The organism is Pseudomonas sp. TNT2022 ID642 (assembly GCF_028656995.1).
GTDB lineage: Bacteria > Pseudomonadota > Gammaproteobacteria > Pseudomonadales > Pseudomonadaceae > Aquipseudomonas.
This window is the reverse complement of record NZ_JAMDGW010000001.1, coordinates 574,366-597,578: the sequence shown is the minus strand read 5'-3', so window position 1 is coordinate 597,578 and position 23,213 is coordinate 574,366. Positions and strand designations below refer to the sequence as shown.

Below are 23,213 nucleotides of genomic sequence, written 5' to 3'. Positions count from 1 at the left end.
TCGGGCAGAAAGCTGTTACGGCCATCAATCCTCTGGTGCGTTTTACAATTACCTTCATCCTGATGATATTCCGGGCACAAAAAAGCGGCGCTTCAAGCGCCGCTTTTCATTTGCGGGTCATTACCAACGGTTGCCACGCCCATTATGGTCACCGCGTCCGCTGTGTCGATCGTAATTACCACGACCGCGGTGATCGTTGTCCCAACCGCCACGACGGTGGCCATCCCAGCGTCCGCGATCATTGCCGTGCCAGCGACGGCTTTCATAATGACGCGGGGCCGGTTGATAGTAACGCGGCGCCGATTGGTAATAGCGCGGTTGCTGGTAATACCGCGGGGCTGGTTGGTAATAGCGTGGCTGCGCGTAATACCTGCTGCCACCGTTGTAATACGTGCCACCCGTGTTGTAGTAGGCCGGTGCAGGTGAGGTGTAGACCTCTGAGCTGTAATACGAGTCCGCGTAGGAGTACGGGACGCAACCGGCAACGGAAAACATCAACGCAGCAAGCAGAAGAATTCGTCTATACATGGCGGCCTCCTGGACCGCGGGTTGGCCACACCAGCGACGCTGGCAGGCGACAGTCATTTAATCGGTGACTGTCGAAAAATCAGACAGCGTTTTCGGCATCTGGTGCGTTCCTGCAACAAGTTGAAACAAGTGATTGATGAAACCTTGTTCATCCGCAAAAACGCCGTCATTCAGCCGCTGATTAATGGTGACCACCGTGATATCCGCCGCCGTGATAACCCCGTCCGTAACCGCCGCGATAACCGTAGCCGCCGTGGTAATAACGCGCGCCGCCGTAGTAGCGCGGACCGTAATAACCACCGTAGTAATAAGGCGAGTAATAGCCGGGATAGTAGTAAGTAGACGGGTAAGCATCGTAGGGTCCGGTGTAGTAATAACAACCGGACAGACCCAAACCGAGCACCGCTCCCAGCAGCACCCTTCGCAACGTTTTCTGAATAAGCATGGCGGCCTCCTGAAAGACCTGCGACAGCAGTCGGCACAGACCGGCTGACATCAGTTTTGACTGACGAAGCCATGCCGAGTGCCGACAGCGCAAAACCATCGGATCAGCGGCAATCGCGCTGCATCACGGTGCAGCCGCGCACCAACTCAAAGCGCCTCAGCGCCCTCGCCGCCAACCCGATGCGACCCGCGCGCCCGTGCCAGAGCGCCTGACGCGACTTGGCACGCGTCTCGCTTTAGCAAACCCGTGCAGGAGTCATCACAGGTTCGCGGCACCACAATTTGCAATGGCTGACTAGGGTTCCGGCTCGCAATCGCGAGTGGCTGGTCCGAGAGTTGGCGACCTCCAGTTGAGGTTACACGGCGGGACAAAAGCCCGGGAGACAAGCCACCGTTCGCGGTGCCGCGTTGCCTTCCTGTCCGCCCTTGATCAACTGGAGAATCCACCATGACCCGACTACGTTTGCCCGCCCTGCTCGCCGCCGCGTTCGCCGCGCTCATCAGCACGCAATCCCCCGCCGCCCAGAAAGACCACTTCAGCGTGTGCTGGACGATTTACGCTGGCTGGATGCCATGGGAATACGCCGGCAGCCAGGGCATCGTCGACAAATGGGCGAAGAAATACGGGATCAAGATCGACGTCGTGCAGCTCAACGACTACGTCGAATCGATCAACCAGTACACCGCCGGCCAGTTCGACGGTTGCACCATGACCAACATGGACGCACTGACCATTCCAGCGGCGGGCGGCGTCGACAGCACCGCGCTGATCGTCAGCGATTTCTCCAACGGCAACGACGGCATCGTCCTCAAGGGCGACGGCAAGAAAGTCGCCGATCTCAGGGGCATGGACGTCAACCTGGTCGAACTGTCGGTCTCGCATTACCTGCTGGCCCGCGCGCTGGACTCGGTCGACCTGACCGAAAAAGACCTGAAAGTGGTCAACACCTCCGACGCCGACATTTCCGCTGCATTCAACACCGATCAGGTCAACGCCGTGACCACCTGGAACCCGATGCTCTCGGACATCAAGGCCAAGCCGGGCGTGACCGAAGTGTTCAATTCCAGCCAGATTCCCGGCGAGATCATGGACATGATGGTGGTCAACAGCGCCACCCTCAAAGACAACCCGGCGCTGGGCAAAGCACTGACCGGTGCGTGGTTCGAAGTGGTCGAGTTGATGAACGCCAAGAACGCCGCGAGCAAAGCTGCGCTGGAGCATATGGCCAAAGCCTCGGGCACTGATCTGGCCGGATTCCAGGCGCAACTCGACACCACCAAACTGTTCGCCACACCGCGCGAAGCGCTGAGTTTCGCCACCAGCAAGCAACTGCCGGAAACCATGCGCAAGGTCGCCGAATTCTCCTTCCAGCACGGCTTGCTCGGCGAAGGCGCGAAAGACACCAGCGCGGTCGGCATGGCCTTCGCCAACGGCGTGACCAGTGGCGACACCGGCAACCTCAAGCTGCGTTTCGATCCGACCTACGTGCAGATGGCCGCCGACGCCAAGCTGTAAGCCACGGAGGATTTGGCCATGCGCCTGATCAATCGCCACCCGGATCGCCCGAGTCGCCTGTTGCTGGTGATCCTGCCGTTCGCTTTGCTGCTGTTCGCCTATTTCATGGGCTCGGCCGAGCGCCTGGCGGACAACCCCAACGACAAACTGCTGCCCAGCGCCGTACAGATGAGCGACGCGGTAAAACGTCTGGCCTTCAATGCCGACAGCCGCACCGGGGACTACCTGTTGTGGCAGGACACCGCGTCGAGTCTGCGGCGCCTGGCCATCGGCCTCGGTATTGCTGCGCTGGCCGGGCTGTGCCTGGGCATCGCCGCCGGCACGCTGCCGCTGTTTGGCGCACCTTTGTCGCCACTGTTGACGGTGTTGTCGATGGTGCCGCCACTGGCAATCCTGCCGATTCTGTTCATCGTCTTCGGGCTGGGCGAGTTGTCGAAAGTCATGCTGATCGTGATCGGCATCACCCCGGCCCTCGCTCGCGATCTGGAACAGCGCGCGCGGGAAATTCCCGTCGAACTGCTGATCAAGGCGCAGACCCTCGGCGCCTCGACCTGGACATTGATGCTGCGCGTAGTGCTGCCGCAACTGTTGCCGCGTTTGTTGATCTCGTTGCGGCTGATGCTCGGTTCGGCGTGGCTGTTCCTGATTGCCGCCGAAGCGATCGCCTCAACCGACGGCCTCGGCTACCGAATTTTTCTGGTGCGACGCTATCTGGCGATGGACGTGATTCTGCCGTACGTGGTGTGGATCACCCTCCTCGCCTGGCTGATGGATTGGGGTCTGAAGTACCTGACCCGTCGCGCCTTCCCTTGGTATGAGGGAGCGGCCAAATGAGCTTCATCACGGTGAAAAACGTCTGGCAGCAGTACGCCGATCAAGTGGTGCTGGAAGGCTTGAACCTGAGCGTCAACGAGGGTGAATTCTGCACCTTGGTCGGCGCGTCCGGTTGTGGCAAATCGACCTTCCTGCGCTTGCTGCTCGGTCAGGAAACGGCGAGTCGCGGCGAGATTCTGCTCGACGGTCAAGCGCTGGCCAGCGAGCCGGATGCCAGCCGTGGCGTGGTGTTCCAGCGCTACTCGGTATTCCCGCATTTGAGCGTGCTGGACAACGTCGCCCTCGGCCTCGAACTGCCGCGTGCACCGTTGCTCGGCCGGCTGTTCGGCAGCGCCAAACGTGATGCGCGCGAACAAGCGGCGGCATTGCTGCATAAAGTCGGCCTCGGCCATGCCCTCGACAAATACCCGGCGCAGTTGTCCGGTGGGATGCAGCAACGCTTGGCGATAGCCCAGGCGCTGATCATGAAACCACGGGTGTTGCTGCTCGACGAACCGTTCGGCGCGCTCGATCCGGGCATCCGCAAAGACATGCACGCCTTGCTGCTGGAGCTGTGGCGCGAGACCCGGTTGACCGTGTTCATGGTCACTCATGACCTGACCGAAGGCTTCAGCCTCGGCACGCGTTTGCTGGTGTTCGACAAGGTTCGTCTCGACCCGCACGCCCCCGGCGCCTATGGCGCACGCATCACCTACGACATCCCTTTGAACAGCGACCGCCGCGCCCAACGCGCCGCCGTCGATGCCCTGCCGCTACCACTGGCGGGCGCCCTTCGCACCGCTTGAGAGGACTGCTTCGATGAATAAACCGATGACGGATTCAACCCAACTGTTCCCACCCTTCGCCGAAGAAATGCTCCCCGGCGGCGGCCACCGTTCCTTCGTGTTGAAGCGCGGCCAATTGCTGCGCCTGACCGATCTGCGCGGCGGCGCCAACGTCAGCCTGACCCTGCTCAACGCCAATGAAAAAACCGAGCGGCTGAACCTGCCCGACAGCCTCAAATGCCAACACACCGCCAAGCTCACCAGCGGCCACTGCCTGTACTCGGACATGGGCCGCGTGCTGGCCGCAATCACCGCCGACACCTGCGGCTGGAGCGACAGCCTCGGCGGTGTGCTCAGCGCTGAAGAGGTTGCGCAGAAGTACGGTCAGGGCCGCTATCAGGAACTGCGCAACGGCTTCTTCCGCAACGGCACCGACAACCTGTTGGTGGAACTCGGCAAGTGGGGTTTGGGCCTGTCCGACCTGTTGATGACCCTCAATTTGTTCAGCCGCGTCAACGTCGATGAGGCCGGGCGTTTCCACTTCGTCGAAGGCAATTCCAAGACCGGCGATTACATCGAGTTGTACGCGCCGATGGACACGCTGGTGGTGCTCACCGCGCTGCAACACCCGATGGATCCCTCGCCTGAATACGCACCCAAACCGCTAAAGCTGAGCTGGATGAACGCCGACGCCAGCGTCGCCGAACACTGCCGCACCTCGCGCCCGGAAAATGAGCGCGGCTTTATCAACACCGACCGTTTGTTCGCCTGAGGATCGCTGCCATGTCAGTTGCTATCGCCACTTCGCAAAAACAACCCGACACAGCGGTGTACCGCGCCACGATCCCGGCCGGTGAACCCTGGCTGATGGAGGTCAAGGCCGGCCAGACCCTGCGCATCCTCGATCTGGAAGGCAATCAGGCCGTCGATACGTTGTTCTACAGCCTCGCCAATCCCAAGGAACGCTACGACGTGCAGCGCACCTTGCGACGGCAGAACAGCGTCTACCTGAGCACCGGCAGCGTGCTGTATTCCAACCTCGGCCACGCGATGTTGACCATCGTCGCCGACACTTGCGGACGCCACGACACCCTCGGCGGTGCCTGCGCGCAAGAGAGCAACACCGTGCGCTACGCCCTGGAAAAACGCTACATGCACAGCTGCCGCGACAACTACCTGCGCGCCTGCGCCCATGACGGGCGATTGGGCAAAGGCGACATCGGGCCGAACATCAATTTCTTCATGAACGTGCCGGTCACGGCGGATGGCGGACTGACGTTCGAGGACGGGATTTCCGCGCCGGGCAAGTTCGTCGATTTGCGTGCGGAGATGGATGTGATCGTGCTGATTTCCAACTGTCCGCAACTGAACAACCCGTGCAACGCCTACAACCCGACACCTGCGGAGCTGTTGGTATGGAACTGAAAATCAGTCGTTTGCGTCGTTGGCTTTTCGCACTTTGCCAGGCGCGTTCCGGCCAGTGCATCAAATAACCGCTCCCCTGTAGGAGCTGCCGCAGGCTGCGATCTTTTGATCTTGAATTTTCAAAAAGCAAAATCAAGAGATCGCAGCCTGCGGCAGCTCCTACAGGTGCGGCGTGGATTTAAGTCATCCGGGACGGCCCGGATGTCTGTCGAAAAACAGCGGGACGGCCCGCTCCCCCTTCAGGGGTTATGCCATGTTCGAAAAAGTCCTCATCGCCAACCGTGGCGCCATCGCCTGCCGCATCCTGCGCACCCTCGCTTCACTGCAGGTCAAAGGCGTGGCCGTGTATTCCGAAGCCGACGTCGCCAGCCTGCACCTCCTGCACGCCGACGAAGCCCACAGCCTCGGTGAAGGCGCCGCCGCCGGCACTTATCTGGCGGTCGACAAAATCCTCGCCATCGCAAAACAAAGCGGCGCCACGGCGATCCATCCCGGCTACGGATTTCTCTCGGAAAACGCCGCGTTCGCCGAAGCCTGCGCAGCACACGACATCGCCTTCATCGGCCCGACGCCGGAGCAACTTCGCGTATTCGGCCTCAAACACACCGCCCGCGCGTTGGCCAAACAGCACGGCGTGCCGATGCTTGAAGGCACCGAACTGCTCGACAGCCTCGACGCCGCGCTGATTGCCGGCGAACAAGTCGGCTACCCGGTGATGCTGAAAAGCACCGCCGGCGGTGGCGGCATCGGCATGCGAGTGTGCCGTAGCGCCAGCGAACTGAGCGAGTCGTTCGAAGCGGTGAAACGCCTCGGTCAGAACAACTTCAGCGACGCCGGGGTGTTCATCGAGAAGTACATTCAGCGCGCCCGCCATTTGGAAGTTCAGGTGTTCGGTGACGGTCGCGGTGAGGTCATCGCCCTCGGCGTGCGCGACTGCTCAGTGCAGCGGCGCAATCAGAAAGTCCTCGAAGAAACCCCGGCGCCGAACCTGCCGGATGGCATGGCCGATGCGCTGTGCGCAGCGGCGATCAAACTGGCGAAAGCGGTGAACTACCGCAGCGCCGGCACGGTGGAATTCGTCTTCGACAGCGAGGCGCAGCGCTTCTACTTTCTCGAAGTGAACACACGGTTGCAGGTGGAGCATGGCGTCACCGAACAAGTCTGGGGCGTCGATCTGGTGCGCTGGATGGTCGAGTTAGCGGCCGGTGATCTGCCGCCGCTGAGCGAGCTCATACGTGGTTTGCAACCTGAAGGCCATGCGATTCAGGCACGGCTTTATGCAGAAGACCCGGGCCGCGATTTTCAGCCGAGCCCAGGCTTGCTGACGGCCGTGGAATTCCCGCCAGCCAACGGTATTCAACTGCGCATCGACACCTGGGTCGAGGCTGGCTGCGAGATCCCGCCGTATTTCGATCCAATGATTGCCAAAGTCATCACCTGGGCGCCGACCCGCGAACAGGCGCGTGCCGAGTTGCATCAAGCGTTGGGCGACAGTCTGTTGTACGGCGTGGAAACCAACCGCGATTACCTGCGGCAGATTCTCCTCGACACGCCTTTCGCCAGCGGCGAGCCGTGGACCCGTTGCCTGGAAGGTCTGGTCTATCGCGCCAACACCTTCGAAGTGCTCAGCGCCGGCACGCAAACCAGCGTGCAGGACTATCCCGGTCGCCTCGGCTACTGGGCGGTCGGTGTACCGCCGTCGGGGCCGATGGACAGCCGCGCGTTGCGTCTGGGCAATCGTCTGCTCGGCAATGCTGACGGCGCGGCGGCGCTGGAAATCACCATGAGCGGGCCGTTGCTGCGCTTCAATTGCGCAGCAGTGGTCGCGGTGACGGGTGCGCCGATTGCCTTGACGCTTGAAGGCACAAGCGTGCCGATGAACACCGCGCTGCTGATCCCGGCGGGTGCGACGTTGCATCTGGGCAGCATCAGCGGCGCCGGGGCACGCAGTTATCTGTGCCTGCGCGGTGGTTTGCAGGTGCCGGATTATCTGGGCAGTAAAAGCACCTTCACCCTTGGCCAGTTTGGTGGGCATGGCGGGCGGGCGTTGCGTGCCGGGGATGTGTTGCATATCCCTGCGCTGACTGACCGCAGCAGCGGTCAACAACTGGCACTCCAGCACATTTGCGAGTTGCCGGCGGTGCGGCAGATTCGGGTGATTTACGGCCCGCACGCTGCGCCGGAATACTTCACCGAAAACTACATCGGCACTTTTTTTGAAACCCAGTGGGAAGTGCATTTCAACTCCAGCCGCACCGGTGTGCGCCTGATCGGGCCGAAGCCGGAATGGGTGCGGGCCGACGGTGGCGAGGCCGGGTTGCATCCATCGAACATTCACGACAATCCGTATGCCATCGGCGCGGTGGATTTCACCGGGGACATGCCGGTGATCCTCGGCCCGGATGGCCCGAGCCTTGGCGGGTTCGTGTGCCCGGTGACGGTGATCGAGGCGGACCTGTGGCAACTGGGGCAGCTCAAGTCTGGCGATAGAATCCAGTTCATCCCCGTCAATCTAAAAACCGCTCGCGATCTCGCCTGTCAATGGGATAACTGTGGGAGCTGGCTTGCCAGCGATGGGGCCCGGCCAGACACCGCATTAACTTCATCGCTGGCAAGCCAGCTCCCACAGGATCTTGTGTCGCCTGTGGTGCTGGAGTTGGGTCAGGGTGATATGCGCCTGGTCGGGCGGGTTTCTGGCGACACCCATTTACTGCTGGAAATCGGCGAGCCTGAACTCAATCTTGTGCTGCGTTTTCGCGCCCACGCCCTCATGCAAGCGCTGGAACACAAATCCCTGCACGGCGTGATCGACCTCACCCCTGGTATCCGCTCGCTGCAAATCCACTACCAGCCCGAGCAACTGCCGCTGGCTGATCTGCTCGGCATCATCGCCGGTGAGTGGGACGCGGTGTGCGCGGCCAACGATCTGCAAGTGCCGTCACGTATTGTGCATTTACCGCTGTCGTGGGACGACCCGGCCTGCCAGTTGGCCGTCGAGAAATACATGACCACTGTGCGCAAGGACGCGCCGTGGTGCCCGAGCAATCTGGAGTTCATCCGGCGCATCAACGACCTGCCGAACCTCGACGAAGTGCAGCGCACGGTGTTCGATGCGAGCTATCTGGTGATGGGCCTTGGCGACGTCTACCTCGGTGCGCCAGTGGCCACGCCGCTGGACCCGCGCCATCGCCTGGTCACGACCAAATACAACCCGGCGCGCACCTGGACCGCTGAAAACTCGGTAGGCATCGGCGGCGCCTACATGTGCGTGTACGGCATGGAAGGCCCCGGCGGTTATCAGTTTGTCGGGCGCACCTTGCAGATGTGGAATCGCTACCGCGAAGTCGCCGCGTTCGACGGTAAACCGTGGCTGCTGCGCTTCTTCGATCAGATTCGTTTCTACCCGGTCAGCGCCGAAGAACTGCTACGCATCCGCAGGGATTTTCCACTCGGGCGCTTCGATCTCAACATCGAACACAGCCAGCTCAACCTCGCCGATTATCAGGCTTTTCTCAATCGCGAAGCCGAAGGCATCAACGCCTTTCGTGCCCAGCAACAGGGCGCCTTCAATGCTGAGCGTGAACGCTGGATCGCCAGCGGCCAGGCGCATTTCGACAGCGAAGAAGCCGTGACGGAGTCCAGCGAAGACGCGCCGCTAACCGACGGAGAACACAGCGTCGACAGCCACATTGCCGGCAATCTCTGGCAGGTGCAGGTCGAGGCCGGCAGCCGTGTCGCGGCGGGGGATGTGCTGGTGATTCTCGAGTCGATGAAGATGGAAATCCCGGTACTCGCGCCGATGGCCGGGGTGGTGCGCGAGATCCGCGTGCAGCCCGGTTCGGCGGTGCGTGCCGGACAACGGGTCGTGGTGCTGGAACTCGACTGAAGCCAATTGGATAAGGATCAACTCATGAATCTGCAACTCGATGTTCTGCGCCTGGCCTATCGCAATGGCGACACCACACCGCGTCAACTGCTGCTGAAACTACGCGAGAAAGCCGCCGCGCTGAACCCGGATTATCACCTGTTCATTCATCTGCTCAGCGTCGCCGAACTGGAGCCCTACCTTGCCGCCCTCGACGGCCGCGACCTCGACAGTCTGCCGCTGTATGGCGTGCCGTTTGCGATCAAGGACAACATCGATCTGGCCGGCATACCGACCACCGCCGCGTGCCCGGACTTTGCTTATGTGCCGGAGCGTTCGGCGACCATCGTCGAGCAGTTGATTGCGTTGGGGGCGATTCCGCTGGGCAAGACCAATCTTGATCAATTTGCCACGGGGCTTAACGGCAGCCGCTCGCCGTATGGCGCGTGCCCGAACAGCGTGTTGACGGAGTATCCGTCCGGCGGTTCCAGCGCCGGTTCGTCGCTGGCGGTGGCGCTGGGCGTGGCGAGTTTTGCCTTGGGCACCGACACCGCAGGCTCCGGTCGGGTGCCGGCGGCGCTGAATAATCTGGTTGGATTGAAGGCGAGCAAAGGCCTGATTTCCACTGCTGGTGTGCTCCCCGCGTGCCGCACTTTGGATTGCGTGACCACGTTCACCGCCACTGCGCGTGAGGCCAGTCAGTTGCTGGCGTTGACGGCAAAACTTGATCCGCGCGACGAATACAGCCGTCGCAATCCATCGTGGAATGACGGCTCGGCGTTTGGAGCGCCACGCGCATTTCGTTTCGGTGTGCCGCGTGCGCAGGATCTTGAGTTTTTCGGTTGCGTCGAAGGGCCGCTGTTGTTTGGCGATGCCATCGACCGGCTCAAGGCCTTGGGTGGCGAAGCGGTCGAGCTGGATCTTTCGCCATTCATTGAAACCGCGCGTTTGCTTTACGAGGGGCCGTGGGTCGCCGAGCGCTATAGCGTGGCGGGCGAGTTGATGGAACAGAATCCCGAAGCCGTTCTGCCGGTGATTCGCGCCGTGCTGGCCAAGGCCCCGGCGGTGACCGGTGTGCAGACCTTTCGCGCGCAGTATCGGCTGCAAGCCCTGAAAGCGCTGTGCGATCAGGCACTCGAAGGTCTCGACTGCGTGCTCACCCCGACCATCGGCCGCCCGGTGACGCTGGCCGAACTGCACGCCGAACCGGTGCTGCGCAACTCCGAACTGGGTTACTACACCAACTTCATGAACCTGCTCGACTACGCCGCCGTCGCCGTGCCCAGCGGGTTTATGGCCAATGGGTTGCCGTGGGGCGTGACGCTGTTTGGAAGGGTTTTCACCGATCAATATCTACTGAGCGTGGCCGATGCGCTGCAGCGCCAGCTGGATTCCGACCTGCCGACACCGGCGAACGTTGCACGTCATGATCGCGCACGCATTGTGGTGTGTGGCGCGCATCTGCAAGGGTTGGCGTTGAACTGGCAACTGACGCAGCGGGGTGGGCGCTTGCTGGAAACAACGTTGAGCTCGCCTGATTATCAACTGTATGCGTTGGCTGGCGGCCCGCCATTGCGGCCGGGGATGGTGCGGGTCAAGGATGGCGGTGTGGCGATCGCGGTGGAGGTGTGGGAATTGCCGAGCAGTGAGTTGGGCTCGTTCCTCACCGGGATTCCGGCACCGCTTGGGTTGGGCACGGTGCAACTGGCGGATGGGCGTTGGGAGAGCGGGTTTATTTGTGAGCCGTATGGACTGGAGGGTGCGCTGGACATCAGCCATTTGGGGGGCTGGCGGGCGTATCTTGAGACTCGGAACTGATCCGGAAACCAACCCTCACCCTAGCCCTCTCCCGGAGGGAGAGGGAACTGACCGAGGTGTTTGTGAGGGGATTGCCATTCAGTGATACCCCGTCGAACTCAGGTTTTGAAATCACCACAATTCGGCCCCCTCTACCTTCAGGAGAGGGCTGGCAGGCGTATCTTGAAACTTGGAGCTGATCCAGAAACCAGCCCTCACCCTAGCCCTCTCCCGGAGGGAGAGGGAACTGACCGAGGTGTCTGTGAGGGTATTGCCATTCAGTGATAACCCGTCGAACTCGGGTTTTGAAATCACCACTATCTAGCTCCCTCTCCCTCCGGGAGAGGGCTGGGGTGAGGGAGCTATCCTTCTGACACACCCTCTACGTCATATCCCCCGCCATTTCAGGCATAAATCCCGCAGTCTTTTCCCGGCCATCCCACTAGAATGCATGCCATCGGGCCACTGCCAACGGAACTGCCATGCCGCTTCGTTCTCCCCTGTACTCGCAACGCTCCCTGGTCCTGACGCTGATCGCCCTGCTCGGCGCCGGTTTCCTCGCCACGTCGTTGCTGAGTTACTACGCCTCCCGCGCGTCGATCCGCGACAACATCGTCAACACCGAACTGCCGCTGACGTCCGACACGGTGTACTCGGAAATCCAGAAAGACCTCGTCCGGCCAATCTTGATTTCCTCGATGATGTCCCGCGACACCTTCATGCGCGACTGGGTGGTCAACGGCGAGCAAAAATCCGAGCAAATGACCCGTTACCTCGACGAAGTCATGACCCATTACGGCGCCTACACCGCGTTCTTCGTCTCCAACGCCAGCCACACCTACTACCACGCCAAAGGCGTGCTCAAGCAGGTCAAGGTCGATGAGCCGCGCGACGCCTGGTACTTCCGTGTGCGCGACATGAAGGACCCGTATGAGATCAACGTCGACCCGGATCTGGCCAACAAGGACAACCTGACCTTCTTCATCAACTACAAGGTGTACGACTACCACAACCGTTTCATCGGTGCCGCAGGCGTCGGTCTGACCGTGGATGCGGTGATCAAGCTGATCGACAAGTATCAACAGCGCTATCAACGCAGCGTGTACTTCGTCGACACCTTCGGCCGACTGGTGTTGACCGGCGCCGACGGTGGCCCGGAAGGCGCGCACATCGGCCAGAGTCTCGGCGAACTCGAAAGCATGAAAAGTCTGGTCAGCCAGTTGCCCAAACCCCACAGCGGCAGCTACGAATATTCCGCCCACGGTCAGGGGCATTTCCTCAACGTGCGGTTTATCCCGGAGCTGAACTGGTACCTGTTCGTCGATAAACGCGAAGATGGCGCGCTGAGTGAAATCCGTCAGTCGCTGTACCTGAATCTGCTGATCTGCCTGCTGGTGACGCTGATTGTGCTGGCGCTGCTCAACCGTGTGATCAAACGCTATCAAAGCAAAATCCAGGCTCAGGCCACCCTCGACAGCCTCACCGAACTGCCCAATCGCCGTGGCTTCGACATTCTCGCCGCACAGGCCCTGCACGAAGCGCAACGCGAGACCAAACCGCTAACGGCGTTGCTGCTCGACCTCGATCACTTCAAAGTGTTGAACGACACCTACGGGCACATGGCCGGCGATCAGGTGTTGATCGGTTTTGCCCGCGACCTGCAAAGCTGCCTGCGCCATGCCGACATTGTTTGCCGCTGGGGCGGTGAGGAATTTATCGTTTTACTGAAGGACACCGACGGCGACACCGGTCAGAAAATTGCCGAAAAGATCCGCCAACACGTCGAACAACACGAATATGCCTACGACGGCCACCGCCTCAATCTGACGGTAAGCATCGGCGCCACCACCCTGCAACGCGATGACACCTTGCACAGCCTGCTGTCGCGGGCCGATCATGCGATGTACCGGGCCAAACACACCGGCCGCAACCGCACCTGCGTGGAAATGCCTCACTCGACTTATGCCTGATTCCGACGTTAAACCCGACCATTGCCCGGCCTGCGGCGCCCGCAACGACTGCAGTCTGGCCGACCCGCGCACCGCCGACCGCGAATGCTGGTGCTATGGCGTGAACATCGATCCGGCCGTGCTTGAAGCGCTGCCGCCAGAACTGCGCAACCAATCCTGCCTGTGCCCGCGTTGCGCGCAAGTCGAGGCGCAACTGCAAGCGGCCAAGCGGCCGATCCCGTAAGATGCGCGCCCCGCCACTCACTGAAACCTGAACATGCGCGTCGACCGTTTCCTCAGCAACCTGCCCCGCTACAACCGTCAGCAGGTTCGTCTGTTGCTGGTGGAAAAGCGCGTGCGGATTGACGGAAAAGTCGTCAGCGATCCGCACAGCGAAGTGCTGGAATTCAGCCGTGTCGAAGTCGATGACGAAGTGCTACAAGTCGGCAAAGCGGCGCGCTACTTCATGCTGCACAAGCCGCCGGGCTGCGTCAGCGCCACCCGCGATCCGCAACATCCGACCGTGCTCGACCTGATCGATGAGCCGGACAAGGACGATCTGCACATCGCCGGACGCCTGGACTTCAACACCACCGGCCTGATGCTGATCACCAACGACGGCGCATGGTCGCGACGCCTGACCCAGCCGCAGACCAAACTGCCAAAGGTCTACTACGTCGAGACCGAGCAGGAGATTGGCGCGCAATATGCGATCACCTTTGCCGAGGGCATCTACTTCGCCTTCGAAGACCTGACGACGCAACCGGCGCAGCTGGAGCTGCTTGGCCCACGGTCGGCGCGGCTGAGCATCGTCGAAGGTCGCTACCATCAGGTGAAGCGCATGTTTGGTTTCTTCAACAACAAAGTCCTGCGCCTGCACCGCGAATCGATGGGACTTCTACACCTCGATAACGCGCTAAAACCGGGCGAGTACCGCGCTTTGCGCACCGAAGAGATCCATTTGTTCTAAGCCGGCGACCGCTCAGCAGAAGTTGTCGAACAATTTACCAACGGCACTTGCGCGATCCCGACTCCCCTGCTTGAATCAGGACGTCGGCCAGATTGTGACCGATGAGTCACAACATACATCCAAGAAACTTTTTGCCGGTAGAGAGCCTTCAAGGCTCCGCCTCAGCCGGCAGACTGCCCGCCAATAACAATACCCGTCGACCGCAGTCATGGATCGACATGGGCCAAGCAAATTCCAGGCGTATGCCTACCTGTCACAAAGCTCGTGCAATCTCTATTTGCGCGCATACCCGCTTGCTTGCCAGGAGTCTTATGACATGAGGCCAGAAATCGCTGTGCTGGATATACAGGGTCAGTATCGGGTTTACACGGAGTTCTATCGCGCAGACGCCGCAGAAAAGACCATCATCCTGGTCAACGGCTCGATGGCCACGACTGCGTCGTTTGCACAGACTGTGAAAAACCTGCACCCGCAATTCAACGTGGTCTGCTACGACCAGCCCTACGCGGGCCGGTCAAAAGCCCACAATCGCCACGAGAAACATCTGACGAAGGACGTCGAAGGGCAGATTCTGCTCGAGCTGATCGACCACTTCGCCGCCGAACACGTGCTGTCGTTCTCCTGGGGCGGCGCTGCGACCCTGGTCGCCCTCGCCCACCAGCCACGGCGCATTGAACGGGCGGTGATCAGCTCGTTCTCGCCAGTGATCAACGCGCACATGCTCGACTACCTCGAACGCGGCGTCGACTACCTCGGCCAGCGCGACGGCGACCGCGTCGGCCATCTGGTCAACAACACCATCGGCAAACACCTGCCGTCACTGTTCAAACGCTTCAACTATCGCCACGTCAGCAGCCTCGCCGAGCACGAATACGGGCAGATGCACTTCCACATCAGCGACGTGTTGCACAGCGATCGGCAGTGCTATCTGAACGCAGCGAAAAAGATCAACGTGCCGGTGCTGTTTCTAAACGGCGAATGGGACGAATACACCGCAGCCGAAGACGCACGCCTGTTCGGCAACCACGTGGCCCAGAGCACGTTCACCACGCTGCAAGCCACCGGGCACTTCCTCGACATGGAACACAAGGCCGCGTGCCGCGACAGCCAGAACGCCCTGCTCGGCTTTCTGAAACCGGCACAGCAAGCCAGCCGAACGCGTTACTCGTTTGTTCAGGATCAACATGCATTGGCTATTTGAAAGGGTGTCGTCGCGAGCGAGGCTGCGGGGCTGGGATTTTGCTTTACGCACCGCAGTGCTCGCCCGTGATTGACCGTTTGCAGTGATTTAAAGCGTTCATGAGTAAAAGAAAAACTTCAAATCCGTGGCCGAGTCTGGTACAAAGTCAGCCGCTCTGAGCGGGTATAGTTTAATGGTAGAACAGTAGCTTCCCAAGCTTCCGACGAGGGTTCGATTCCCTCTACCCGCTCCACTCAATTTTTGTCTCACGTTGTGTGTTTTTGACGGGGGATGCAGGAACAGCAAAAACCGGCCTACAGGGCCGGTTTTTTTGTGTCTGAGATTTGAGGTTGGTCATTTGGGCAGCGCAGAACCATCAAGCAACAAACCGTTGATTGCAGATTCGCCGGTTCCCTCTGACGCTTCGGTCCCTCCAACGATAAGAAGTGTTGTTATTTTTTTGGTTAATTAAATACGCGTGGGACACCATTCTATGTCTTTAACCCACGAAACCAACAGCGCACCATTAGAGAGCGCTGAGCAGCATATAACTTTACGGCTTCGATCTCCCAGCGCAACGGATAAAGAAATACTCATCCAGTTCAGCCATATTCGGCTGAACGAATAGTGGATCGTATGCCCGCACTATTTTTGCATCCATGCACGAAAAGAGAGCAAATAAAAAATTGTAAAATTTTTCCTGATTTTTTATTGACATCAGTTTTTTGATTGACCTACCTTTGTTTTAACAGCAATGCAATTCAACGGCGCCGTGAGTGCCAAAGCAACGCTGATGTTTTTGTTTCATATGCCAAGGACAATCAGGTCACCCATTGACGGCTGACCCAGGCAATTTGCTTTCTCTAAAAGCAAGCATTGAAAGAGGGATCTATGTTCAAAAACATTGAAGATACTGACTACACATCTGAATTTTCAATCAGCGGGCTAAAGTTCGAAGCCAATCAATCGCTGAGCATTCCCTGCGGGGCCAGCTTGTTTAATCACAAACTAATTTCAAGTGCAGGCCCAATGATTTCCGACTTCGTTACGCATGAAGCCAACTTCAATTACTCGACCTATGGCATACATGTCGGACAAGACGATCGATTGACATTCATGGGTGGTGATAGGCGCAGAATCGAAGGTTATTTTGTTGATTGCAGGGAAGAAAGCCCAACATTGCATCAAATAGTTCGACTCCGTTTCAACACCAGCCTCAAACGGCATCTTGTCATTCCACGTGGTGTAGCACATACGTTCGATAATCTGGAACGTGTAGTGACAAGGGATGAGCCCGTCTGGTATTCAGACACAAACAACTCCGCTTGGAGTATTGATAATGACTTGGTGTCAGTATCAAGAGACACTCGCCTGGAAGACTTCCCTGTGGTCAGACCCAACAAGTTACGTCTTCCAAACGAAGCTCACACGTTCCTTTCAAAAATATCTCAATCTTTGCTGGAAAACCCCAAGGCTTACCTTGCAAGATTTGCTGTAAGCATTGCGGGCACTGAGACCTATGTGATGCTCGAACCTAAACAATGGTCAGATGACGAAGGGTATTTAGCTGAACTGATTTCTAATGTAACCAGCCCTGGCGTTATTGCCAAAAGAAATCGATATGCACTGACGGGGCAGCAATCGTTCACACTTGTATCCAATACCGATTCATGCGTGGCAGATGTACTGATACTGAAAGAGAACGCATCTAGCATTGCACGCCGCTACTGGCATGCACGAACCAGAAAAATCTACACCTTTCTGAATAACGAAGGGTCAGTGATTGAGATAGATTGTATTGACCTGCGCAAGAACTCACCGACCTATGGTAAAGAATATACCTCACAGGTTATTTGTGATCCGCGAATCAGCCTTTGGATTGACCAGGGTATCGCTTACTTTTTCCGCTGTGCCGAAGATATGATTATCCGTTGTGAGCATGAAGTTTTTGTAGACATCAACGAACCACGCGGTGATTTGCCCATGTTTGGACAGGACATGATTCCTTTACCAAATAACGAGGCCTATCCGAACCTCAGCTTGCCCGTTCTCAAATGCCCCGGCGAAGTGGTCTATAAGATGGCGCAGTTTGAACAGCAACAATTTAATAGAATTTGATTTTGGGTGCGCACGCAATTGCTTTTCAATGCATGAAGGAGATTCAATATGGAAGAAGTTCTCGTAGCAAAAGCAGTTTCCTGGAAAACCGAGCTGACCTCAATGATGAGCTCAGCAACCTCTGAGACAGATAAACAGGCCTTGGCTGCATTTCAAAGCGCATTAATGCCTTACCTGGATACCCCCGACTCGCTGCGAACCCTACTAGGAAAAATCCAAATGGCGTCAACGCTTGAGACTCTCACCGCGAGAGCTGAATTTTCAAGTTTGGCGGAGTTTCAATCCACTTTACCAGACACAGTAAAAGTGATCGCCGCGTAACAAAAATATTTACGTGATCGGATAAACAGTCGTGCGTACCTACCTGAACCTTAACAACTCTAAAATGTATATCTTCGCTTCGGTGGGCGTATTTATTGCGCTCTCCGAAGCAGTTTACGATCTGGTATTCGCGAATCTTGCCTATTCTATAACAGGCACTACTTCAGCTGTAACAACCACCTATGCGGTTGGCTATATTGCAGAACTACTGGTAACGCTACTGGGTGCAGGATTCATTGACCGCTTCAACAAGTGGAAATTATTCATCGCCACTCAGGTTATCAACATCATTGTATTTTCAGCAGCAACAATCATTTTATCCTTCCATACCAACACTGTCGCCTGGGTATGGACGTTCGCATTTCTGGTAGATCTGATACACCAGTATTCCAGGCTGATAATGTTTGCCCTGGTGCCTTTTTTATTCGAGCGCGAAGAGATACCCGGCATCAATGGTTTTTTGGCGACAATGAATGGCGTTGCACGGTCTGTTGGGCCGGCAATCGGTGCGATTGCTATTCTACAGATCGGCCTGTCTAGATCACTTACAGTATCGGTCGCGTTCATGTTGATCGCCCTGCTGTTGGCATTAAGCTTAGTCTCTAGATACCAATCTCGACCGCTAGAAGCCGCTGAAGCCGAGCATTCATCCTTCAAGCAGCGCTTTCAAGAAAGTATTACCGGCGCGTCCCGTACTACAGTAGCGCTACTCCGGGCACGGCAATGGCGCGCGTTTCTTGGATCCTACTCGGCGTGCGTGTTAGTTATAAGTGTCCTGGCGCTCCTGTGGATTCCGCTCCTACGCGACTTCCACGAATTTACGCCTGATCAGACTGGCTATCTTTACAGCATTGGTGCAGCAGGGGCAGTCTTGGGAGGCGTCACCACAAAAAGGTATGGTGGGGGAAATTTTCTCCAAATGATTATATTCATCGCGCATTTTGTGATGCTAGCTGGGGTAATAACCACACTACTCATCAGAGGCAACGCTATTTTGGTAGGGGCTGGCATGTTTGCTTTTCAATTTGGAGCAACGGTGTATTTTCGTACCACGGCCAGCGCTATACAGTTGTCAGTCCCTAAAAATATTATCGGAAGTTGGTATGGGGCTATCGATTTCACAAGCCGTTTTGCCGGTTTGACGGGAATATTACTTGCTGGCTGGGGGTACGATCAGATCGGGGTTTACTGGGTTTACTCAGGCTTGCTCCTGCTACTTGTAGTCAGCGCCTTGAACTGGACTCCCAGTCGAAAATTTAACGGGTTATTAAACTCAACTACCTAACCTGGATACGGGGAGTCATAAATATCGAATTATTTCTGCGATCGATTAAAAGCCGAAGCTTTGCTTCATCTGGTTCGATGGCACCCATGCCCAATTGATGGCTGCGAGCGCCTTAAGAAAGTTTGCGCCCGGTAATTAACTGGTAGAAAAACGCCTGTAAATTGGGCAACAAAAAAACCGGTCTTCGACCGGTTTTTTGTGACCGCCAATTATGAGAGAACTCGTGATTAGCCCGCCGGCACCACGTTATCCAGCGCCTTATTCACCGCCAACTCACTCAACATGACAATCTGCGCAATGCCAAGCGCGGTCTTGCGGTGCGAGGTGTCGAGTTGTGCGGCGAAGTTGTTGAGCAGGGTGGTGGCCGAGCCGAGGGTTTCACTGGCGTTGGCAAGTAGCGATTCGGTGTCGTACTTCGGGTTGGCGAGGAACATCGGTTCGGGTTCGTGGGTGGAGCCCATGATTTGGGCGGCGGGGCTGAGGTAGTGGTCGAGCGCGCGTTCGGCGGCTTCGTGGAATTTCTTTGAATTGGGTGATTCGTAGGGGGATGCCGGATCGGTTTCCGGCGGATTGGGCGTTACTTTGAACATTTGGTGTATTCCAAAATAGGGCTACGACCATTCCGCTGCTACACGAAAGGGTGGCGGCTGTACGCAAGTTAGCAGACCGGGCGAATCCACCAAAATCCCGGCGCACCCGAGGGTGCCATGCGCACAGCCACCATTAAGCACAGGAGATCCTGGCTAAATGACGCTCGTACGATTTGGTGGAAACGCGTGGCTGCTAAACCCGATCACTGGAAATCAGTGACGCGAACCAAGTTACCGACCGCCTCCCAAGCGCACAAGCCGGCGGATTCTGGCTTAGCGGTAGGCAACGGCGCAAGGATTTGTAGGCTTCAGGACGTAACACTGCACGCCTTTAAACACTTCGCCCGGAATACGTTTACACGACGACAAACCATAGCGTTTTCCCCGACATTACAGATCCACAACACTCCATCGATTTTCACCGTCCTCTCGACCGACTAGCATTTCCCCATCACCCACCACCCTCCCCCTGCGCGGCCATCAACGAATACGCGCCATCACTTTCGAGGGATTCCAATCGCGGCCACTTTGCCGCTGAAGATCGAACTCAAAAGAGCACTTCACCATGACGCAAAACATTTACGACGATCCCGAGTTTTTTCAGGGCTACAGCCAGATGAACCGCTCCATCGGCGGCCTCGACGCGGCGCCGGAGTGGCCGGCGCTCAAGGCGCTGTTGCCATCCATGCACGGCCTGAACGTGGTGGATCTGGGCTGCGGTTATGGCTGGTTCAGCCGTTGGGCCATTGAGAATGGCGCGGCCAGTGTCTTGGGGCTTGATGTCTAGGAGAAGATGCTGGAGCGCGCGCGGGCATCTACGACGGCGGCGAACATTCGTTATGAGCGCGGCGATCTGGAACAGCTCGAGCTGCCCGTCTGCAGTTTTGATCTGGCTTACAGCTCACTGGCGCTGCACTACATCAAGGATCTGCCGGGGTTGTTTGCGCACCTGTACGCGGCGCTCAAACCGGGTTCGTATTTCGTGTTTTCCATTGAACATCCAATCTTCATGGCGCCGCGTAATCCGGGTTGGTTGATTGACGCTGAAGGTAACAAGCGTTGGCCGCTGGACAGCTATCAGTTGGAGGGTGAGCGGGTGACGAACTGGCTGGCTGAGGGCGTGATCAAGCAGCATCGTACGGTCGGGACATTGCTCAATTCGCTGATCGATGCGGGGTTTACCATTCGACATGTCGATCAATGGGGGCCGAGCGATGCTGAAGTGGCGGCGCAACCGGTGCTGGCAGAAGAGCGAGAACGGCCGATGATGATGTTGGTGGCGGTGCAGCGCTGTCGAAGTGCGCGAAACACCCCGGCCGGAACTGGGCGCCAGTCTTCCATAGGTTGATTTGGAGAATGAGTGTTATTTGTGTTAATGATCTGAGAGGAGCGGCCGCCGAGTGGGGACTCCTCCACCTTGGTGACCGCGCCAAAACAATCGGAGGTTGTGAACCTCTAAAACAAATCCCGATGGACTCTTAAGTTTTATTTCGATGATTAGCACATTAGCTCGTAGCAATATCGGCGCTTCTGGCTTTTTTGCGAAATTTATGTCGAGTGATAATATCAAACTTTAACAATTTCAAAGTTAGTCGACGGAAAAACACTTTAGCGATCGGTCCTGTTTTTCTTCGAAGGGTAGGTATTGATGAGGCCACAATCCAAAACAATAAAATTGGCACAATAATTATGACGCCAACTGGGAGTACTATTAGCTGAGAGCAGTCTTTTATAAACTGAACTACTGAGAAACTCCTTTGGTATGTATGATGTTTCAATAGCGCATCCGAAATTACATTTGTACCTATGGCCGCTGATATTGCAGGAAAGAGATAAGTGAAAATAGCCTGATATTTTAGGAAGTTATCATAAACACTTTGCGATAATTGATTTTCGTTAATTAGCGACACTGCTTCCGTTTGCATTTCCATGAATTGGACATGACCATATGCGCCAAGACAAATCAAACAGACGCCAAGAAATATTACTACTGGCCGCGTAAACTCCCCGCTCAAGAATAGCCCACAAGTCAATAGAGCCAGCATCAATAAGCTAGCGGCAATTATTGACAATATAGTAGGTGAGTAAATTGGATCGAATGGCATATTGGTTTCCGATGCGGGTTTAAATATGATTTGACTGTGGGTTTATGCGCATCATCTTATGGACTACGTTTTTTTGGATGATTTGCATTATCTAAACAGTACTACACTGAAACTAAATTCATACTTTGCTGAACCTAGATTACTTTCTTGTAGCTCAATAGCGTAGTCGTACTAAGTTTATCTTTACACTGTCTTGCCTAATGTGCGCTCTTGGCGTATCAAGCCATATACCGTTTACCTGTGCAAGCTATTTGCCACCATTGGGCCCGATGTCTGTTTTGGTCAAAAGGAGACGGGGGGGCAATTCCGGCGCATAAGGTCTCTGGTCGCCCCTCAGTTCGACAACTTGCGTGAAAAAACGCCTATAGGTACTCCCCCTACCGCTAGATTGTTTTCGCAAAGGGGCATTTGATGCGTCAGCGACGAGGGAGAGTGATCATGATGCTGAAGATCCGGGCGGTTTTGTATTGTCACGTGTATCTGATTGTCGTCACGGTGCCGTCATGCGTGCCATGCTCGGTTTCAGGAGACGCGAGTACTCCATCAAGCTGGTCACCCTTATGGAAGGATAGAAGTCTATGGCGAACAGACACCTTTACAACAAAGATGCGTTAAGTGAGTTTGGCGAGTTCAACGGGGTCGCGATGTACTCCGCAAGGCCAACTACTATCAGCTCAGGTGACCTGATATATGTAGTTTCTGGAAGCGCAGACAAGTTGAAACGTTATTTTTTTCATGGGATTTATCGATATACCAAAGAGGAGGAAACAGATAAGCGAGGACGGCGTAAATATCTGATCGAGGCCTTTACCCCCCTCGCACCACCGCTTGAAATTACAAAAAAAATGCTTCCTGAGGGGCATACATTTAACACCTTCATTGGAAGCCACATCACCTCTTTAGAGCTGGTGCGGGACGATTACAAAGTGCTTTACGACGAGATGATAGCTACTAGTGCTCAGTACAGATCGTCTTTAGAGAAAGATATTGAAGAAATGACTCGCGCTGACTCTAGAGATGCGTCGATTACAAGAGAGGTGATGTGTCGGCTAGGCCAAGGTGAGTTTAAGAAAAATGTCATGAGAGTCTGGGGGAGTAAGGTATGTGCTCTAACAGGCATCGACGTGCCCGAAATGTTGATCGCCTCACACATCAAACCATGGGCCGAATGTGAAGACGGGGAGCACCGAAATGGCTGCAACGGCATTCTTTTGGCCAGTCACATCGACAAACTTTTTGATAGTCATCTAATAACCTTTCGGGAGGGTGTGGGCGGATTTTCGTTGGAGGTCAATCCGAAATATGCGGAAATTTTGGACAAGCATTTTCAACTTAAAAAAAGACGGCTTGAGCTTGGAGAAATGAAACCCTCCGATTCGAGAGAAATTGGTGCTTTTTTGCGCTTTCATAACAACGCGTTTGATCTAAAGCGGGGGACGTAACGCCCTAGCTCTGCTTCAAGATGGGATTACAATCCACATAGCGAGGCCGTGGATATCTGAGTGAATACCGGACTGCCCGG

At 56.6% G+C, this 23,213-nt stretch carries 19 protein-coding genes, 1 tRNA gene, 1 pseudogene and 1 riboswitch; of the genes and pseudogenes, 17 read left to right on the top strand and 4 right to left on the bottom strand.

Translation table 11 applies throughout. From position 1 onward, the window contains the following. Window positions 1–120: 120 nt before the first annotated feature. Window positions 121–528, bottom strand: a complete 408-nt coding sequence (locus M5G26_RS02790; RefSeq protein WP_064388490.1) for a hypothetical protein — start codon at window positions 526–528, stop codon at window positions 121–123. A gap of 181 nt (window positions 529–709) precedes the next feature. Continuing rightward, entirely contained in the window at window positions 710–973 is a 264-nt protein-coding gene (locus M5G26_RS02785; RefSeq protein WP_134178108.1) for a hypothetical protein, read from the bottom strand. 283 nt (window positions 974–1,256) lie between these two features. Then, window positions 1,257–1,357, top strand: a riboswitch (guanidine-I (ykkC/yxkD leader). Window positions 1,358–1,420: 63 nt separating this feature from the next. Between M5G26_RS02785 and M5G26_RS02780 the strand changes: the two genes are divergently transcribed. The 15 genes from M5G26_RS02780 (at window position 1,421) to M5G26_RS02710 (ending at window position 18,996) form a co-directional block, all read left to right on the top strand. Continuing rightward, the gene (locus M5G26_RS02780) at window positions 1,421–2,488 is read left to right on the top strand and encodes a putative urea ABC transporter substrate-binding protein (protein ID WP_273914391.1); all 1,068 of its coding nucleotides are present in this window, start codon (window positions 1,421–1,423) and stop codon (window positions 2,486–2,488) included. A gap of 18 nt (window positions 2,489–2,506) precedes the next feature. Continuing rightward, complete coding sequence (locus M5G26_RS02775; RefSeq protein WP_122608834.1) at window positions 2,507–3,322, top strand: ABC transporter permease; 816 nt, start codon at window positions 2,507–2,509, stop codon at window positions 3,320–3,322. Continuing rightward, the gene (locus M5G26_RS02770) at window positions 3,319–4,107 is read left to right on the top strand and encodes an ABC transporter ATP-binding protein (RefSeq protein WP_273914390.1); all 789 of its coding nucleotides are present in this window, start codon (window positions 3,319–3,321) and stop codon (window positions 4,105–4,107) included. The genes M5G26_RS02775 and M5G26_RS02770 overlap by 4 nt, the downstream gene beginning before the upstream one ends. Window positions 4,108–4,132: 25 nt before the next feature. Further along, the gene (locus tag M5G26_RS02765) at window positions 4,133–4,858 is read left to right on the top strand and encodes an urea amidolyase associated protein UAAP1 (protein ID WP_273914388.1); all 726 of its coding nucleotides are present in this window, start codon (window positions 4,133–4,135) and stop codon (window positions 4,856–4,858) included. Between the two features lie 11 nt (window positions 4,859–4,869). Further along, window positions 4,870–5,511, top strand: a complete 642-nt coding sequence (locus tag M5G26_RS02760; protein ID WP_134178104.1) for an urea amidolyase associated protein UAAP2 — start codon at window positions 4,870–4,872, stop codon at window positions 5,509–5,511. Window positions 5,512–5,764: 253 nt separating this feature from the next. After that, window positions 5,765–9,397 carry an urea carboxylase gene (gene uca / locus M5G26_RS02755; RefSeq protein ID WP_273914387.1) on the top strand — a complete coding sequence of 1,211 codons (3,633 nt, stop codon included), beginning with the start codon at window positions 5,765–5,767 and terminating at the stop codon, window positions 9,395–9,397. Between the two features lie 24 nt (window positions 9,398–9,421). Continuing rightward, the gene (atzF, locus tag M5G26_RS02750; protein WP_273914386.1) at window positions 9,422–11,194 is read left to right on the top strand and encodes an allophanate hydrolase; all 1,773 of its coding nucleotides are present in this window, start codon (window positions 9,422–9,424) and stop codon (window positions 11,192–11,194) included. Between the two features lie 461 nt (window positions 11,195–11,655). Further along, window positions 11,656–13,143 carry a sensor domain-containing diguanylate cyclase gene (locus M5G26_RS02745; RefSeq protein WP_273914385.1) on the top strand — a complete coding sequence of 496 codons (1,488 nt, stop codon included), beginning with the start codon at window positions 11,656–11,658 and terminating at the stop codon, window positions 13,141–13,143. Continuing rightward, window positions 13,136–13,366: a cysteine-rich CWC family protein gene (locus tag M5G26_RS02740; protein WP_150692087.1), complete on the top strand. Its 231-nt coding sequence runs from the start codon at window positions 13,136–13,138 to the stop codon at window positions 13,364–13,366. The genes M5G26_RS02745 and M5G26_RS02740 overlap by 8 nt, the downstream gene beginning before the upstream one ends. A gap of 33 nt (window positions 13,367–13,399) precedes the next feature. After that, entirely contained in the window at window positions 13,400–14,092 is a 693-nt protein-coding gene (locus M5G26_RS02735) for a pseudouridine synthase (protein WP_273914384.1), read from the top strand. A gap of 316 nt (window positions 14,093–14,408) precedes the next feature. Continuing rightward, window positions 14,409–15,293, top strand: coding sequence for an alpha/beta fold hydrolase (locus M5G26_RS02730; protein ID WP_093438451.1), 885 nt, complete (start codon window positions 14,409–14,411; stop codon window positions 15,291–15,293). Between the two features lie 158 nt (window positions 15,294–15,451). After that, window positions 15,452–15,525, top strand: a tRNA-Gly gene (locus tag M5G26_RS02725). A gap of 638 nt (window positions 15,526–16,163) precedes the next feature. Next, a complete protein-coding gene (locus tag M5G26_RS02720) occupies window positions 16,164–17,390 on the top strand; it encodes a dTDP-4-dehydrorhamnose 3,5-epimerase family protein (RefSeq protein ID WP_273914383.1) in 1,227 nt (408 codons plus the stop codon). Window positions 17,391–17,438: 48 nt separating this feature from the next. Beyond that, on the top strand, window positions 17,439–17,711 hold the full coding sequence (locus tag M5G26_RS02715; protein ID WP_034153121.1) for a hypothetical protein: 273 nt from the start codon (window positions 17,439–17,441) through the stop codon (window positions 17,709–17,711). 64 nt (window positions 17,712–17,775) lie between these two features. Then, window positions 17,776–18,996, top strand: a complete 1,221-nt coding sequence (locus tag M5G26_RS02710) for an MFS transporter (protein ID WP_273914450.1) — start codon at window positions 17,776–17,778, stop codon at window positions 18,994–18,996. A 227-nt stretch (window positions 18,997–19,223) separates the two neighbouring features. Here the strand turns inward: M5G26_RS02710 and M5G26_RS02705 are convergent, their stop codons facing one another. Further along, on the bottom strand, window positions 19,224–19,586 hold the full coding sequence (locus M5G26_RS02705) for a DUF6124 family protein (RefSeq protein WP_273914382.1): 363 nt from the start codon (window positions 19,584–19,586) through the stop codon (window positions 19,224–19,226). Window positions 19,587–20,151: 565 nt separating this feature from the next. Between M5G26_RS02705 and M5G26_RS02700 the strand changes: the two are divergent. Further along, window positions 20,152–20,934 (top strand): annotated as a pseudogene (locus tag M5G26_RS02700) (class I SAM-dependent methyltransferase). A gap of 157 nt (window positions 20,935–21,091) precedes the next feature. On the opposite strand, the gene M5G26_RS02695 reads toward M5G26_RS02700, so the two are convergent. Next, window positions 21,092–21,691, bottom strand: coding sequence for a hypothetical protein (locus M5G26_RS02695; RefSeq protein WP_273914381.1), 600 nt, complete (start codon window positions 21,689–21,691; stop codon window positions 21,092–21,094). Window positions 21,692–22,269: 578 nt separating this feature from the next. Between M5G26_RS02695 and M5G26_RS02690 the strand changes: the two genes are divergently transcribed. Beyond that, complete coding sequence (locus M5G26_RS02690) at window positions 22,270–23,133, top strand: HNH endonuclease (RefSeq protein WP_273914380.1); 864 nt, start codon at window positions 22,270–22,272, stop codon at window positions 23,131–23,133. The last annotated feature ends 80 nt before the right edge of the window (window positions 23,134–23,213 follow it).

Coding starts and splice junctions, on each gene's coding strand:
- M5G26_RS02745 (WP_273914385.1), top strand. CDS start 11,656: ATGCCGCTTCGTTCTCCCCTGTACTCGCAACGCTCCCTGGTCCTGACG.
- M5G26_RS02765 (WP_273914388.1), top strand. CDS start 4,133: ATGACGGATTCAACCCAACTGTTCCCACCCTTCGCCGAAGAAATGCTC.
- atzF (WP_273914386.1), top strand. CDS start 9,422: ATGAATCTGCAACTCGATGTTCTGCGCCTGGCCTATCGCAATGGCGAC.
- M5G26_RS02775 (WP_122608834.1), top strand. CDS start 2,507: ATGCGCCTGATCAATCGCCACCCGGATCGCCCGAGTCGCCTGTTGCTG.
- M5G26_RS02730 (WP_093438451.1), top strand. CDS start 14,409: ATGAGGCCAGAAATCGCTGTGCTGGATATACAGGGTCAGTATCGGGTT.
- M5G26_RS02780 (WP_273914391.1), top strand. CDS start 1,421: ATGACCCGACTACGTTTGCCCGCCCTGCTCGCCGCCGCGTTCGCCGCG.
- M5G26_RS02715 (WP_034153121.1), top strand. CDS start 17,439: ATGGAAGAAGTTCTCGTAGCAAAAGCAGTTTCCTGGAAAACCGAGCTG.
- M5G26_RS02690 (WP_273914380.1), top strand. CDS start 22,270: ATGGCGAACAGACACCTTTACAACAAAGATGCGTTAAGTGAGTTTGGC.
- M5G26_RS02790 (WP_064388490.1), bottom strand. CDS start 528: ATGTATAGACGAATTCTTCTGCTTGCTGCGTTGATGTTTTCCGTTGCC.
- M5G26_RS02710 (WP_273914450.1), top strand. CDS start 17,776: ATGTATATCTTCGCTTCGGTGGGCGTATTTATTGCGCTCTCCGAAGCA.
- M5G26_RS02770 (WP_273914390.1), top strand. CDS start 3,319: ATGAGCTTCATCACGGTGAAAAACGTCTGGCAGCAGTACGCCGATCAA.
- M5G26_RS02720 (WP_273914383.1), top strand. CDS start 16,164: ATGTTCAAAAACATTGAAGATACTGACTACACATCTGAATTTTCAATC.
- uca (WP_273914387.1), top strand. CDS start 5,765: ATGTTCGAAAAAGTCCTCATCGCCAACCGTGGCGCCATCGCCTGCCGC.
- M5G26_RS02740 (WP_150692087.1), top strand. CDS start 13,136: ATGCCTGATTCCGACGTTAAACCCGACCATTGCCCGGCCTGCGGCGCC.
- M5G26_RS02760 (WP_134178104.1), top strand. CDS start 4,870: ATGTCAGTTGCTATCGCCACTTCGCAAAAACAACCCGACACAGCGGTG.
- M5G26_RS02705 (WP_273914382.1), bottom strand. CDS start 19,586: ATGTTCAAAGTAACGCCCAATCCGCCGGAAACCGATCCGGCATCCCCC.
- M5G26_RS02735 (WP_273914384.1), top strand. CDS start 13,400: ATGCGCGTCGACCGTTTCCTCAGCAACCTGCCCCGCTACAACCGTCAG.
- M5G26_RS02785 (WP_134178108.1), bottom strand. CDS start 973: ATGCTTATTCAGAAAACGTTGCGAAGGGTGCTGCTGGGAGCGGTGCTC.
- M5G26_RS02695 (WP_273914381.1), bottom strand. CDS start 21,691: ATGCCATTCGATCCAATTTACTCACCTACTATATTGTCAATAATTGCC.